The sequence below is a fragment of the Hufsiella arboris genome (genome assembly GCF_009834875.1).
Classification (GTDB): Bacteria; Bacteroidota; Bacteroidia; order Sphingobacteriales; family Sphingobacteriaceae; genus Hufsiella_A; species Hufsiella_A arboris.
The window spans coordinates 457,320-471,957 of sequence record NZ_WVHT01000003.1 but is presented as its reverse complement, the minus strand read 5'-3'; the positions used below and the strand labels follow the sequence as shown (position 1 = coordinate 471,957).

The window sequence follows — 14,638 nt, the reverse complement described above, 5'->3', positions numbered from 1 at the left end:
TATGGCTAAAGCTGAGGCCACTCGTGGAAAGAAACATTATATAGTTGCTATTGGGGCTTCCGCCGGCGGACTGGAAGCAATTCATGAGTTTTTCGATCACATGCCACAGCATGACGCCTTTTCTTTTGTAATTATTCAGCATTTGTCTTCCGACTATAAAAGCTTATTGGTAGAGCTGATTGCTAAACATACACACATGCGGGTTTTCGAAGCCGAAAACGGGATGACCGTTCAGCGTGAATGTGTTTATGTGATCCCGAATAATAAGCTGATTGTGATACATGATGGCCGGATCATTCTCTCAGAAAAAAAAGACAAAAAAGGGCCGAACACAGCGATCAACCGATTTTTTTCGTCGTTGGCGAAAGACGCAGGAAGCCGGGCGATCGCCATGATTTTATCAGGTACAGGTACCGATGGTACAATAGGTGCCGAAATGATAAAAAAGCAAGGCGGCCTCGTTATTGTCCAGGAGCCGGCAACTTCAAAATTTGACGGAATGCCGTTAAGCGCAATCAACGCCGGCGTAGCAGACCTGATATTATCGCCTGAAATGATTCCCAATGAGATTTTTAATTATGTAAAGGAGGCTCCGGGGCATATCTTAAACGGCGGAAAAGTTGATGAAGCTCTTTTAAACATGCTTTTTAAACTGATTTATGATCATAGCGGGTATGATTTTCAGTACTATAAAACACCAACAATCATCAGGCGAATTAGCCGTCGAATTACTCAGAAAGGATTTAAATCACTTGAGGAACTTATTGAATCGATTCAACAATCGCCAAATGATGCTCAGGAAATGGGTGAGGACTTCCTTATAAACGTTACTCAGTTTTTTAGAGATCCGGCTGCTTTTAAAGTTTTAGAAGAAAGCGTTTTCCCGGATATTTTAGCTCAAAAGCAAAAAGACGAATACATTAAAATTTGGGTAACGGCTTGCAGCACCGGGGAAGAGGCCTATTCAATCGCCATTCTGCTGAATGAGTTCCTTGAAAAGAAAAGGAGCCGGATAACTTTTAAAATATTTGCAACGGATCTCGATCCTGCAAATATCGACGCCGCTGCAAAAAATATGTTTCCTTTAGCAATTGATAAAAACATCAGCCAGGATTTACTTAATAAATATTTCATTAGAAATGGTAAAACTTACTCTGCTATTCCCGGTATCAGAAAAAATATTGTGTTCGCAGTTCATGATATAGCCAAAAATCCTCCCTTCATTAAAAATGATTTAGTTACCTGCCGCAATATGCTGATTTACATGAATTCAATACTGCAGCAAAAAATACTTTCAACATTTCATTTTTCACTTAATAAAGGCGGGTTTTTGTTTCTCGGCCCAAGTGAAACGGCTTCGCATTTAAAAACTGCATTTCAGGAGATCGATGGAAAATGGAAGATTTATAAAAAGACAGGAAATTTTAAATATGAAAACCGGGAATTAATTTCTGCGCCTGCAACTTTGCAACGGCCGATTATTCCGCCCCGGGTTAGTCCAAGCTCTCATGTAGTGTCTTCGATAACTAGTGAATTTAACCAGACGATCTTAGAAGATTTCGGATTTGTAAGTTTTTTTATTGATTCGAATTACGAGATCAAGGAATCACTTGGCGATTTTGGCAGATTTCTTTCATTGCCACAACAGAAACTGAATCTCAATATTCTTAAAATGGTTCCGCCGGAATTATCTGTAGCGTTAAATACTGCTATACGTAAGGTCTGGAAAGAGCGGCAAAAAGTATATTTAAAAAGTGTAAGGGTTAAAAATCTTGATAAAGACAACTTCATCTCGGTAGTTGTAAAGCCTGTCAACCCGGATACCCAGCTTACGTTGGTTGTTTTAGGTGAAAATAAGCAGCCATCGTTTGAAACAAGTCTGGAAGAAGGAGATTATGCTGTTGGAGCAGATCAAACTCAATACGTCCAGGAGCTTGAATCAGAGCTCAATGAAACACGCAGCAACCTGCAATTAGCCGTCGAAAGCCTGGAGACAACTAATGAAGAGTTGCAGTCGAGCAATGAAGAGCTGCTTTCATCAAATGAAGAATTACAATCAAGTAATGAGGAGCTGCAATCGTTGAACGAAGAATTGCATACGCTCAACACGGAACATCAACTTAAAATCCGCGAGCTTATCAATCTGAACGACGACCTGAACAACTATTTTAAAAGCACATACATTGGCCAGATATTCCTAGATTCTGATCTGCAGATACGTAAATTTAATCCGGCAGCAGTAAAAATGGTAAACCTGATCGAGTCGGATATTGGTCGGCCGATTAGCCACATTTCAAATAATATTAAGTCGGAAGATTTTACCGAGGATATTAAAAACGTTCAGCAGACAGGAAAGGAAATCGAGCGTGAGATCAATCTTCCTGATGGAAAGGCAAGCATTATGCGCATTATGCCTTATGTCCGTCAGGATAAATCAATCGACGGACTTGTTGTCACCTTTGTCGACGTTAGTCAGATAAAACAGCTTAATAACATCGTTAATTCAGTGTTTAACGCTAGCGTGAGTGGCGTGTTGGTATTGGAAAGCATTCGCAACCACGAAAATAAAATAGTCGATTTCAGGCTGGTGACCAGCAATGAAGCATCTAAGGAGTTTTTACCAGATAACGATAATATCAAACTAAAAAATGACGTTTCGGAACTTACAGTTAACGGGCTGTTTGAGCACTATGTTAAAGTCGTAGAGAAGAATGAACCGTATCAGGGTGAAATAAGCCTTGGCAGTGTGGGAAAATGGTTTGAATTGGTTGCGGTTAAAATGCTGGATGGTTTCGTGGCAACGCTAACAGATGTTACGCAGCGCAGGGTTGCAGAACAGCGTTTAAGGAAAAATTATAACGAACTGATTTCGGCACGTGAAAGCTTGAAAGTACTGAATCAGGATTTGGAAACACGTGTAACCGATCGGACGCAGGAGCTGGTAAAAAGCCAGGAGCGTTTCATAATGGTTTCGCAGGCAACCAACGAAGTTATCTGGGATCGTGATCTAACCAATAATACCACCTGGTGGAGCCAGCGCTTCAATTCAATTTTTGGATATGAGGATACGGATCAAATTAAGACATTCGCTTTTTGGAGGAGCAAAATTCACCCGGACGACAGACCAAAAGTGTTAGAGAACCTCAACGCAACGATAAATAACGGGCAGAACAAATGGGAGCAAGAGTTCCGTTTTCAGACCGCTAGCGGGAATTACCTCGTTATTCTCGACCGGGCCCTTATTTCACATGATGAATTCGGAACGCCTTTTAGGATGATAGGCTCAATGCTTGATATCTCCAAGCTAAAGGAAACTGAAATGAAGCTTCATACCAGTGAGCTTCAGTTCAGGCGCGTGTTTGAATCGAATCTCATTGGTATGGCGTTTACCAAAGTAAACGGGCAAATAGTTGAATGTAACGACGTGCTGTTGAATATGCTGGGATATACACGGCAGGAGCTTGAAGACGGCAGCCTAAACTGGGAAAATATTACACCGAAAGAATTTATACCAGCATCTGAACACGCTGTTATGTTGCTTGAAACCACAGGAGTTTGCCCTCCGTTTGAGAAGCAATATTTTCGGAAAGACGGAAGCCGCATAGATGTGATGCTCGGGGCTACTGTGCTCAATGAAGAATCAAAAGCTAACGTAACATATATAATTGACATCACCGAACAAAAGCAGATGCAGCGAAAAGAAGCATCATTGCAAAAGCGGTTTCAATACCTGGCAAATTCAATTTCACAAAAAATCTGGACCGCTACAGAAACAGGGTTTGTCGATTATTATAACGATACCTTTTTAAAATATACGGGCTTAAATCTAGATAAGCTTTTGGGTGATAGCTGGGTAACGATAATTCACTCTGATGATCTTCAAAAAACATTAGATAGCTGGGAAAACGCAGTACAAACCGGCACAAACTATGAAGTTGAGCACCGTTTGCTTGCTGCTGACGGAAAATACCGCTGGCACATTACGCGTGCTATATTGCAAAAGGACGAGACGACAATGGTTTCTATGTGGGTGGGGACAAGTACGGATTTTCATGATCAAAAAATCATCACCGAAGCATTGAAGATAACTGGCGAGAGTTTCAGACAACTTGCAGATCAAACGCCATTTATGATCTGGAAGATTGATGAGAATCAATGTTTAACCTATGTAAACAAACCGTGGATTGATTTTACCGGTATTTCTTTTGAAGATAGCCTTGGTTCGGCTTTTTGGGCAAGTTATCACCAGGATGATCGTGGAATTGAAACCGAAAAATTTAAAAGGGCGTTTGAACAGCATATCGTTTATCGGTCAAAGTTCAGACTTCGACGTAAGGACGGTATTTACAGATGGGTGCTTGCCCAAAGCAACCCGGTATTCGATCCTAATTTCCAGGGTTACATTGGCAGTTTCACAGACATTACCGAGCAGGAAATGGCTCAGCAGGCTACCAAGCTTTTAATGAGAAAGAAGGATGAATTTATGAGTATCGCAAGCCATGAGCTGAAAACTCCGATCACCAGTATGAAGGCTTCTTTACAGATAGTTGAGCGTTTAACAAAAAAGAATGGGGATCTCAGGCAGGTAAATCATTTCATCGAAAAAGCTAACTCGCAGGTTGATAAACTTACTGGTTTAATTGAAGATTTGCTCGACGTGACAAAGATCCAGGCCGGCAAAATGAAACTTAACTTGTCAGATTTTAAACTTAAACCGGTTATAATGGATTGCCTTGATCAGGTCAAAGTTACGGCAGAGCATTACGAATTTTCGATAGAAGGAGATGCTGACGCTGATATAACTGCCGATAAGCATCGCTTGGAGCAGGTAATAATTAATTTCTTGTCCAATGCCGTTAAATATTCGCCCGACTCAAAAAAAATCATTTTAAATATAAAACCCGAAAACAATTATTTAAAAATCGCTGTTACAGATTTCGGGATTGGAATACCGACCGACAAGCTACCATACATTTTTGACAGATTTTTCCGGGTTCAGGAATCTTCTCAAAAATTTTCTGGGTTAGGTTTGGGATTATACATTTGCGCTGAGATTGTTGAACGCCATGGCGGAAAGATCGGTGTAGAAAGTAATGAGGGGAAAGGGTCCACTTTTTGGTTTACAATACCAATTGGCGATAATGCAATAACTCAGGCAATACAAATTCAATCGTTTGGACGAAACGAGCTTGAGAACTAAATAGACATAATGGCAAACCGCATACTTATTTTTGATGACGATATAGACATACTTTCTATATGCAGTTATATACTATCTGAACAGGGGTGGGAAGTTTTTACATCCGAAAACTGTAATGACATTGTGAAGCGTGTTCGTGACATTGCTCCTAATGTGATATTAATGGATAACTGGATTCCGGATACAGGCGGAATTGTGGCGACGAGAGCCTTGAAAAATGAAGCAGATTTAAAACAAATTCCCGTGGTTTATTTTTCAGCCAACAACGATATTCACACACTTGCGCAACAAGCCGGTGCTGACACATTTTTGCCGAAACCTTTTGATATACAGGAGCTCGAAAGTAAAATAAACAGCGTGCTGGTACACGACTAACTCAATATCTCTTCTAAAACTTGTAAAGATTTGATTTCGCCCATGTTCTCTACATGCAGGCGGTAATAATCTATAAGTTTTGAAAGTAAAACCCTGCGGTCTGCATTGGCAATTTTTATTGTGTGTAGCTTGTCGAAGCTATGCGATAATAACGCTGCCCAATAACCGGTGTGCGGCTGTTGCAATACAAAACTATGCGAAGAAGGATGGGCGGTAAAAGCCCCGTCCTTAAGGTCAAAATAGTTTGCCTTACCGGCCAAAGTAAGGTCAGGAAAAAAGCCCAGGTGCCTGGTCAGCCGAAGCAAAAAATACAGGTGAAAATTTTGAAGCCCGGATTCTGTTCTATCTAGTAGATGAATCGAAGTGTACAAGTATTCAAACAACTGTTCATCGGCTGATTGCTGTTTGACGCTTTTATAGAGCATTTCATTCAGAAACATCGCTAGTGAACTTTTAATAATATCGTACGGAATGGTTTGAAATACGGGATCGTTTTTGAGTTCGGCAACCCGTTGGATATTTCCCGTCGGTTTGTTGTATACAACCATGTCCAGTAAATGAAGTGGCTGCAACATGTTATACCTGATTTTGCTTTTACTTTTTTTTACGCCGTTTATTAGGTACGATTGCAACCCGAATTTTTCCGTAAAAATTTGCACAACGACGCTGCTCTCAGAGTAATCGGTAGTTTTGAAAACGATGCCACGGGTTTTATGCAGCATGTTAAAATAACTTTGGCAAAAAAATGAAAGCGCCAATGCAGGCTGACGCGATGGCGGCAACAAGTACCAGTCCTGCAGATATATCTTTTATTCGCCCGGCTTTTTCGTGGTAACCGGGTGAGACAAAATCGACGAGAATTTCAATGGCTGTATTTAACAGTTCAGCAATTAAAACAATGGCTATTGATAATATAATCCACAAAAATTCGTGAAAGCTAATCTTAAGAATGAATGAAATAATGATTGCTGCGAGAGCGATAAAAATCTCAATCTTGAAATTTACCTGGCTTTTAAACGCGTAAGAAATCCCTTTAGCCGCGTAAACAAATCCCATTAAAATTTTTTTGATCAAGTTTTAAAAATTAGGGATTAATTCCTTCTGAATCGTTTTTCTGCTGTTCAACCCGGCGCTCTCTTAGCAAAGAACGCCGATCGATCTTACGTAACAAGCTGTAAAAGAAAAGCACAAAGCCTGCAATAAATAATACAACGCCTAGTGTTAGCGCACCACCGTACCAGGTATCTTGTGTTTTTAAATATTCACCCAGCAGAACAAGCAGAACTCCGGCTATCAATAACCATATTCCCCAACGCATATATTTATTTCGTACCAGCATTTTATGATTTTAAGTTCTAACCAAACAAAAGATGAACTGTTTCGGCCACAAAGCAAATTAAGAAATTTTAATTCTTGTTTTCATAACAATCAATGATGTATCGGCTGGATTGTCTTAGGACTGAGCCTCAAACGTAATGAAGCTACATCTGGCATAAAAGTCAAAAGATTTGCTAACCTGGATATATGCATCTTTTTTTAACACAAAACACCTAAATTTGCAACCTTAATTTTGGAGAGCTAAAGCGCTGATGTATAAAGAATATAAGCAACTAAACCTATCTCAGATAGGTAAAGACATACTTGAGTACTGGAAGGAAAATAAAATCTTTGAAAAAAGCGTATTAAACCGCCCATCATCCAGGCCATATACATTTTACGAAGGCCCGCCTTCGGCAAATGGAATGCCCGGCATCCACCATGTGATGGCGCGTTCCATTAAAGACATTTTTTGCCGCTATAAAACTTTGAAAGGTTTCCAGGTTAAACGTAAAGGTGGCTGGGATACACATGGCCTTCCTATTGAGCTGGCTGTAGAAAAAACATTAGGAATCACTAAAGACGATATCGGAAAAAAAATATCTGTTGAAGATTATAACGCTGCGTGTCGTAAAGAAGTGATGAAATATACGGACGTTTGGAATGACTTAACCGAGAAAATGGGTTATTGGGTCGATCTTGAAAATCCATATGTGACTTACGAAAACGAGTATATTGAAACACTCTGGTGGATATTGAAACAGCTTTACAGCAAGGGCCTGCTTTATAAGGGCTATACTGTTCAGCCATTTTCGCCAGCTGCGGGAACGGGATTAAGTTCGCATGAGTTAAATCAGCCGGGGACCTATAAGATGGTTAAGGATACCTCGATCGTTGCGGAGTTTCGAATCAAGCCAGATCAGGTTCATCCTTTAATTTCCCAGTTGTTTCAAAACGAGGCTGAAGATACAACAATCCTTGCCTGGACAACTACTCCATGGACATTGCCGTCAAACTGTGCTCTTGCCATAGGCGAAAAAATTGAATATGTGAAAATCCGCACGTTCAATCAATACACTTTTTTGCCGGTAAGTGTGGTGTTGGCCAAAACGTTGGTTGGAAAATATTTTAAAGCTGAGGCCCAAAACGCATCGTTTCAGGATTATAAGCCCGGCGATAAATTGATACCGTGGGAGATCGCTGCCGAGTTTACCGGTGCCGACCTGGTTGGCCTACGTTATTTCCAGTTAATGCCTTATGTAACGAATGAAAACCTGGAAAAGAATGCGTTTCGTGTTATTCCTGCAGACTTCGTTACCACAGAAGATGGAACGGGAATCGTTCATACGGCTTCGGTTTATGGCGCTGACGACTTTCGTGCCGCCCGTGAGAACGGCGTACCTTCAGTAATGGTGACTGATGAAAAAGGAAATGAATACCCGCTTGTCGACCGTCAGGGGCGGTTCGTTAAAGAAGTAACCGATTTCGCCGGCCGTTTTGTGAAGGAAGAGTATTACAGTGATGAGGAACGCCAGTCGCCGGATTTTAAGGGAACCGATGTTCTTATCGCCATCAAGTTAAAAGAAGACAATAAAGCATTCGACGTTAAAAAGTACGAACACAGTTACCCACACTGCTGGCGTACTGATAAACCGGTTCTTTATTATCCGCTGGATAGCTGGTTTATTAAAACAACCGCGGTAAAAGAAAAAATGGTCGAGCTTAATAAAACCATAAACTGGAAACCTGAAGCTACAGGAACCGGCCGTTTTGGTAATTGGCTCGAAAATTTAGTCGACTGGAATTTATCACGTTCCCGTTATTGGGGCACACCGTTGCCAATCTGGCGCACGGAAGACGGTTCTGAAGAAATTTGTATCGGTTCGATAGCAGAACTTAATACAGCAATAGCTAAATCGGTGGATGCCGGATTTATGGAATCTTCTTTCAAGATTGAAGATCTGCACCGCCCGTATGTTGATGATGTAGTATTGGTTTCATCAACCGGCAAAAAAATGTTCCGCGAACCGGATCTGATCGACGTTTGGTTTGATTCAGGAGCCATGCCATACGCGCAATGGCATTTTCCTTTTGAAAATAAACAGGAATTCGAGAACGCTTATCCTGCGGACTTTATAGCTGAAGGAGTTGATCAGACACGTGGCTGGTTTTTTACGCTGCATGCAATCGCAGTAATGTTAAGCGAAACAAGCGACGAGATAAAAGTCGTTAATTCGAACGTAGGAAATCCGGGTGTAGCATTTAAAAATGTGGTTTCGAACGGCCTGGTGCTTGATAAAAACGGCAACAAAATGTCGAAACGTCTTGGTAATGCCGTCGATCCTTTTTCAACTATTGATCAGTATAGCGCTGATGCCACCCGCTGGTATATGATCAGCAATGCTTCGCCTTGGGATAACCTGAAATTTAACATCGAAGGCCTGGATGAAGTGCGTCGTAAATTTTTCGGAACACTTTATAATACCTATGCTTTTTTCGCACTTTACGCGAATATCGACGGATTTGAATATAAGGAAGCAGATATTGCGCTTGCAAAGCGCCCGGAAATTGATCGCTGGATCATCTCGTTGTTAAATACCTTAAGCAAGGAGGTTGATGCCTTTTATGCGGATTTCGAGCCAACTAAAGCTGCCCGTGCTATCCAGAATTTCGTGGATGAGCATTTAAGCAACTGGTATGTAAGATTATGCCGTCGCCGTTTTTGGAAAGGTGATTATACAGAAGATAAAATTTCGGCATACCAGACACTTTACACCTGTTTGGATACGATAGCCAAATTAATGTCGCCAATTGCTCCTTTCTTTAGCGACAGGTTGTTCCAGGATTTGAATGCTGCCACCGGCAAAGACCAGTCACAATCTGTGCACCTGGCCGATTATCCGCTGTATCACACCGAACTGGTCGATAAAAACCTGGAAGAACGAATGGCTCTTGCCCAGGATATCTCCTCGCTGGTTTTATCGCTCCGGAAAAAGATAGGCATTAATGTTCGGCAGCCATTAAACAAAATTCTGCTTCCGGTGCTCGACAATTCTTTTCATCAGAAGGTCGAAACAATTAAAGACCTGATACTTTCGGAAACGAATATCAAGCAGATTGACTACATAACTGACACATCGGGAATCATTAAGAAAAAGATAAAACCGAATTTTAAAACCCTTGGTAAAAAAGTTGGGAAGGATATGAAAGCTGTCGGTGAGGCGATTAATGCCTTTAGTCAGGAAAATATTCAATTCCTCGAAGCCGAAGGTTCTATCGCGATATTGAACAACGCTTACTCAATTGGATTGGAAGATGTGGAAATCATCGCAGAGGATGTTCCAGGGTGGCAGGTTGCAAATTTAGGCAAACTAACTGTGGCTTTAGATGTTACCATCACCAATGAATTAAAACAAGAAGGAATAGCAAGGGAGGTGATAAATAGGGTTCAGAATTTACGCAAAGAAAATGGGCTGGAAGTGACGGATAAAATCACGGTCAGAACTAGCAATAATCCTTACATTGCTGAAGCGGTAAGAAATAATTTACAATATATTTGCGCCGAAATCTTGGCAAACTCATTTGAGCTTGACGATAACCTTAATCAGGGAAACAAGGTTGAGATAGATGGCTCTGAACTTGCTATTTTTATAACGAAAGCTTAAAATGGAGACTAATAACGAAAAAACAAGGTACTCTGATGCAGAGTTACAGGAATTTAAAGAAATTATTCTTGACAAGATGCGCACTGCTCGTGAAGAGCTTGGATCATTAACGCAATCACTAAGTAATCCAAATGTAAACGGTACCGACGATACTGCCGGAACCTACAAGACGCTCGAAGATGGTTCTGCGACGCTCGAAAAAGAGCAGATCAATCAGTTAGCTGCACGCCAGCGTAAATTTATCGACAACCTGGAAGCAGCTTTGGTTCGTATCGAGAACAAAACGTACGGAGTATGCCGCGAAACAGGTAAGCTGATCCCGAAAGAAAGGTTACGTGCCGTTCCGCATACAACCCTTAGCATGGAAGCTAAATTGAAGCAATCTTGATGAAAGGTTATACTAAGCCTGCGCTTGCAGTATTTTTGGTTTTATTGGCCGACCAGCTTTTAAAGTTTTGGATTAAACTTAACATGTCCCTCGGGCAGGAGTATAAAATAGCCGGTAACTGGTTTATTATACATTTTACCGAAAATAATGGAATGGCCTTTGGGATGGAGTTTGGTGGTGATGCTGGAAAGTTATTCCTGACATTGTTTCGTATTGCCGCCGTTTGCGGAATAGGTTATGGTGTTGTCTACCTCGTGAAAAAGAAATATCATCGGGGGCTTGTTTTGAACGTGGCCCTTATTTTCGCTGGTGCACTGGGAAATATTATCGATTCAACTTTTTATGGGTTGTTATTTAGCGAAAGTAATTTCTTTCAACCTGCTAAGCTATTTCCTCCGGGTGGTGGTTATGCCGGCTTGTTTCACGGAAAAGTAGTAGATATGTTCTATTTTCCGATTTTACAAGGAATATTTCCGCAATGGGTGCCGGTTTGGGGAGGCCAGGACTTCGAGTTTTTCAGGCCTGTTTTTAACATCGCCGATGCCGCTATTTCAGTTGGAGTGATCTTAATACTAATATTCCAAAAGCATTACTTTAAGGAAGAAAAGAAAGAAGAAGTTTTTCTGAATAACGAAGTGATAGAAGAATAATATGAAGCAAAAATGGCAGCCGATAAGCTGCCATTTTTGTTTCATATCGTTTATTTATTATTTATTGATTTCCGCAATGGCAGCGTCCACATAATCGCCAATCGCTTTGTCGCTTCCTTTCTGCTGTTTTAACTGGTTAAGAAAGGTGACAGCGAACTTGTCAATTCCATACGACTTATATTTTATTCCAAGATCTTTCAGCTGATCAATGCCTTTTTTAATGATCGGCTGGTCAGATGACTTGCCAAGCATGTTTATAAACGCCGGCGTCATATTGATTTTTGCCTGCGGACCGGCGCTCTCAAATTTTTCTGCAATGAAAGGCAATTGCTCTTCGCTGCCATATTTTGCATAAACAGTAGTAACTGCCTCCGTAAGGGATTTTTTGCTGTTTTTTTCCAGGCCTTTCGCCGCTTGTAAAGCCTCATCTGGTTTTTGGTAAGCCAGAGCCATAAGCGCCGAGCCTTGTACGGTATAACTCTGACTTGTTAAAGCTTTACGAATTAGCGGAAGATCACTTTCATCTTTTAACGGCGTGATGGCATTGAGGGCTTCAGCTTGTACAAGGTAGTTAGGGTCTCCGCTCGCAATTGTCCTTATAGACGCTAGAACAGCAGGATCTTTGCTGTCTTTTAAACTTTTAATTGCTTCAACGCGTAATCCATAGAACTTGTCTTTTAACGCACTTTGTAAAATGGTTTTGGACTCTGCAGCAGACAGTTTTTTCGTTGCTGCCTGGATAGCCTCCAACCGATCCATATACAATGGTGCGTGTGCATACTGGTAAGCAAAATCCCCCAAAGATTTATGGTCAATTTTTTCACAGAGCAATAGTTTATCGCCATCTACATTAACAAGATCAGGTTTGGCAGATGCACTGAACGTGAATGTCTGGGCCGAATCAGTTACAGTGACCAGGTGCCGGCTCATTTTGCCTCCTGAATAAACGTCGATAGCCATAGGTATTATAAATGGTGTACCGTTCTGTGTTTGTTTGATAGTAACCTGCTGCTTTTTTGATGCATCATCCCAATTGTAATCGATGGTTAATTTTGGATGGCCGTGATAGTAATACCATTGGTTGAAAAACCAGTTAAGGTCTTTTCCGCTAGCCTGCTCTAAAGCAAGGCGAAGCTGCTGTGCTTCGCCATTATTCAAAGCATTTTGTTTGAGATAGATATTCAATCCCTTGAAAAAGACAGCGTCTCCGAGATAATTACGAAGCATCATTAAAATCCGACCACCTTTCTGATAGGTCACAGCATCAAAAACATCTTCCTTGTCGTCGTAATGAAAACGGACAAGATCTTTGGTATCATTGCCGGGCGTCCGTAAATATGCAAGCATCGACCGATGGTTATAAGCATCGGCTGCATCTTTTCCATATTTATATTCAGCCCAAATAGTTTCGCTAAAATCCGCGAACGATTCGTTTACAGTTAAGTTACTCCAGCTTTCGGTTGTGACGTAATCGCCAAACCATTGGTGAAATAACTCATGTGCAATGACACTTTCTCCTGTACCATAATATTGGTCAGCCAGTTCGCGCGGCGTCTGCTGAACAAAATCGCCATGTAGTGTGGCGGTCGTATTCTCCATTGCACCACTAACGTAATCACGTACAACGACCTGGCTGTATTTATTCCACGGATAATCGACACCTAACTTTTTGGAAAAGAACCCGATCATCTCAGGAGTCAGTCCGAAAATTTGTTTTGCATAAGGTGCAAAGGCGGGTTCCAGGTAATAACTAACTTCTTTGTCTTTCCATTTGTCGTGGTAAATTTTAAAGTTCCCTACCGCCATCATGAATAGGTAAGGCGAGTGCGGCAGATCCATTTTCCAGGTATCCGTGCGCGTTCCGTTTGCGTTTTTCACTTGCTTAACCAGCTTGCCATTTGAAAGACTTACATATTTTGCAGGATAGGTAATGTTGATTTCTGATGTGGTTTTCTGGTTAGGTTTATCAATTGTCGGGAACCAGGCTGAGGATGATTCTGACTCGCCTTGAGTCCATATCTGAACAGGTTTGCCTGCAATTGCGCTGTCAGGATTAATAAAGTACAGGCCTTTTGCATCGTTTATAGCCGAGCTGCCTTTTACTTTTAATTCATTTGGTTTGGCGGTGTAATCCAGAAATACGGTGTAACTCTCTGCAGGAGCATAAGTACGATCAAGTTTTATCTTTATTTGATCGCCATTATAGGCGTATTTGAGAGGCTTTAGCGAACTGCCGTTTACTAATGATATCGTTTTTAGATCCATCCCTTTTGCATCAAGTGTTAACGAATCTGTTGCGTAGGCATAAGGTTTTAAGGTTACCCATTCTTTGCCGTATAGATACCGTTTCGCGTAATCAAAGCGAACGTCAAGCTTAGTATGCACTAACGCATTGAGTTTTGTGGCCGTTGCGCGGTAGACTGAAAGTGTGCTATCCTTTTCGGGTTGTGCATGCAGAGTAATCGCCGAGGCAATCATGCACACAAAAGAGGTGTTTTTGATAAATTTTAAATTCATTTGCGACATTTTAAAACGTGAATGTACGCAAGAAAATAAAAAAGCCCCGCCATGGGGCAGAGCTTTTTTGATATCGTTTAACGCTGTTTAGCAGTATTGGTCGAACGCGTTAACCAGGTTGTCGGCAATCATTTGTGCCGGGCGACCCTCGATTTGATGGCGCTCGATCATATGAACTAATTTGCCATCTTTAAATAAAGCCATTGAAGGAGATGATGGAGGATAAGGTAGCATTAGCGAACGTGCCTGATCAACCGCATCTTTTTCCATGCCGGCAAAAACAGTTACCAGCTTATTCGGGCGTTTCTCATTTTGAGTAGCCATTTTAGCAGCAGGACGAGCATTGGCAGCAGCGCAGCCACAAACTGAATTGACAACCACAAAAACAGTTCCTTCTGATTTGATCGCCTGATCTACTTCTTCTGTGGTTTTTAATTCCTGGAAACCTACACTTGTCAACTCCTGGCGCATTGGAGCTACTAAATATTCTGGATACATATGTTCTTTGTTTTCTTTACGCAAAAAT

At 41.2% G+C, this 14,638-nt stretch carries 10 protein-coding genes; 5 read left to right on the top strand and 5 right to left on the bottom strand.

Annotated elements, in window-relative coordinates:
- Position 1: 1 nt before the first annotated feature.
- Positions 2 to 5,200 carry a PAS domain S-box protein gene (locus GS399_RS08970; protein WP_160844269.1) on the top strand — a complete coding sequence of 1,733 codons (5,199 nt, stop codon included), beginning with the start codon at positions 2 to 4 and terminating at the stop codon, positions 5,198 to 5,200.
- Positions 5,201 to 5,209: 9 nt separating this feature from the next.
- A complete protein-coding gene (locus GS399_RS08965) occupies positions 5,210 to 5,575 on the top strand; it encodes a response regulator (RefSeq protein ID WP_160844268.1) in 366 nt (121 codons plus the stop codon).
- Here the strand turns inward: GS399_RS08965 and recO are convergent.
- Genes recO through GS399_RS08950 form a run of 3 tightly spaced genes read right to left on the bottom strand, consistent with a single transcriptional unit; the run spans position 5,572 to position 6,914 of the window.
- Positions 5,572 to 6,297 (bottom strand): DNA repair protein RecO, encoded by a 726-nt coding sequence (recO, locus tag GS399_RS08960; protein WP_160844267.1) that lies wholly within the window; start codon positions 6,295 to 6,297, stop codon positions 5,572 to 5,574. The genes GS399_RS08965 and recO overlap by 4 nt on opposite strands.
- Position 6,298: 1 nt before the next feature.
- Positions 6,299 to 6,631 carry a diacylglycerol kinase gene (locus GS399_RS08955; protein ID WP_160844266.1) on the bottom strand — a complete coding sequence of 111 codons (333 nt, stop codon included), beginning with the start codon at positions 6,629 to 6,631 and terminating at the stop codon, positions 6,299 to 6,301.
- Positions 6,632 to 6,659: 28 nt separating this feature from the next.
- On the bottom strand, positions 6,660 to 6,914 hold the full coding sequence (locus GS399_RS08950) for a signal peptidase (protein WP_160844265.1): 255 nt from the start codon (positions 6,912 to 6,914) through the stop codon (positions 6,660 to 6,662).
- Between the two features lie 250 nt (positions 6,915 to 7,164).
- Here GS399_RS08950 and ileS point away from each other — a divergent pair, with 250 nt between their 5' ends.
- From ileS to GS399_RS08935, 3 genes are read left to right on the top strand one after another with little or no spacing between them, the layout of a single operon-like run.
- Positions 7,165 to 10,557 carry an isoleucine--tRNA ligase gene (gene ileS, locus GS399_RS08945; RefSeq protein ID WP_160844264.1) on the top strand — a complete coding sequence of 1,131 codons (3,393 nt, stop codon included), beginning with the start codon at positions 7,165 to 7,167 and terminating at the stop codon, positions 10,555 to 10,557.
- A 1-nt stretch (position 10,558) separates the two neighbouring features.
- Positions 10,559 to 10,945, top strand: a complete 387-nt coding sequence (locus tag GS399_RS08940; RefSeq protein WP_160844263.1) for a TraR/DksA family transcriptional regulator — start codon at positions 10,559 to 10,561, stop codon at positions 10,943 to 10,945.
- The gene (locus tag GS399_RS08935) at positions 10,945 to 11,595 is read left to right on the top strand and encodes a lipoprotein signal peptidase (protein ID WP_160844262.1); all 651 of its coding nucleotides are present in this window, start codon (positions 10,945 to 10,947) and stop codon (positions 11,593 to 11,595) included. Before GS399_RS08940 ends, GS399_RS08935 begins: the two co-directional genes overlap by 1 nt.
- 57 nt (positions 11,596 to 11,652) lie before the next feature.
- Here the strand turns inward: GS399_RS08935 and GS399_RS08930 are convergent, their stop codons facing one another.
- Together GS399_RS08930 and GS399_RS08925 are read right to left on the bottom strand one after the other, a co-directional pair.
- Complete coding sequence (locus GS399_RS08930) at positions 11,653 to 14,112, bottom strand: M1 family aminopeptidase (protein ID WP_160844261.1); 2,460 nt, start codon at positions 14,110 to 14,112, stop codon at positions 11,653 to 11,655.
- An 87-nt stretch (positions 14,113 to 14,199) separates the two neighbouring features.
- Positions 14,200 to 14,610 (bottom strand): BrxA/BrxB family bacilliredoxin, encoded by a 411-nt coding sequence (locus GS399_RS08925; protein ID WP_160844260.1) that lies wholly within the window; start codon positions 14,608 to 14,610, stop codon positions 14,200 to 14,202.
- Positions 14,611 to 14,638 lie beyond the last annotated feature (28 nt).

Excerpts from the sequence above, each read along its gene's own strand:
- GS399_RS08925 (WP_160844260.1), bottom strand. The coding sequence starts at position 14,610 with ATGTATCCAGAATATTTAGTAGCTCCAATGCGCCAGGAGTTGACAAGT.
- GS399_RS08935 (WP_160844262.1), top strand. The coding sequence starts at position 10,945 with ATGAAAGGTTATACTAAGCCTGCGCTTGCAGTATTTTTGGTTTTATTG.
- GS399_RS08950 (WP_160844265.1), bottom strand. The coding sequence starts at position 6,914 with ATGCTGGTACGAAATAAATATATGCGTTGGGGAATATGGTTATTGATA.
- GS399_RS08970 (WP_160844269.1), top strand. The coding sequence starts at position 2 with ATGGCTAAAGCTGAGGCCACTCGTGGAAAGAAACATTATATAGTTGCT.
- recO (WP_160844267.1), bottom strand. The coding sequence starts at position 6,297 with ATGCTGCATAAAACCCGTGGCATCGTTTTCAAAACTACCGATTACTCT.
- GS399_RS08930 (WP_160844261.1), bottom strand. The coding sequence starts at position 14,112 with ATGAATTTAAAATTTATCAAAAACACCTCTTTTGTGTGCATGATTGCC.
- ileS (WP_160844264.1), top strand. The coding sequence starts at position 7,165 with ATGTATAAAGAATATAAGCAACTAAACCTATCTCAGATAGGTAAAGAC.
- GS399_RS08955 (WP_160844266.1), bottom strand. The coding sequence starts at position 6,631 with ATGGGATTTGTTTACGCGGCTAAAGGGATTTCTTACGCGTTTAAAAGC.
- GS399_RS08965 (WP_160844268.1), top strand. The coding sequence starts at position 5,210 with ATGGCAAACCGCATACTTATTTTTGATGACGATATAGACATACTTTCT.
- GS399_RS08940 (WP_160844263.1), top strand. The coding sequence starts at position 10,559 with ATGGAGACTAATAACGAAAAAACAAGGTACTCTGATGCAGAGTTACAG.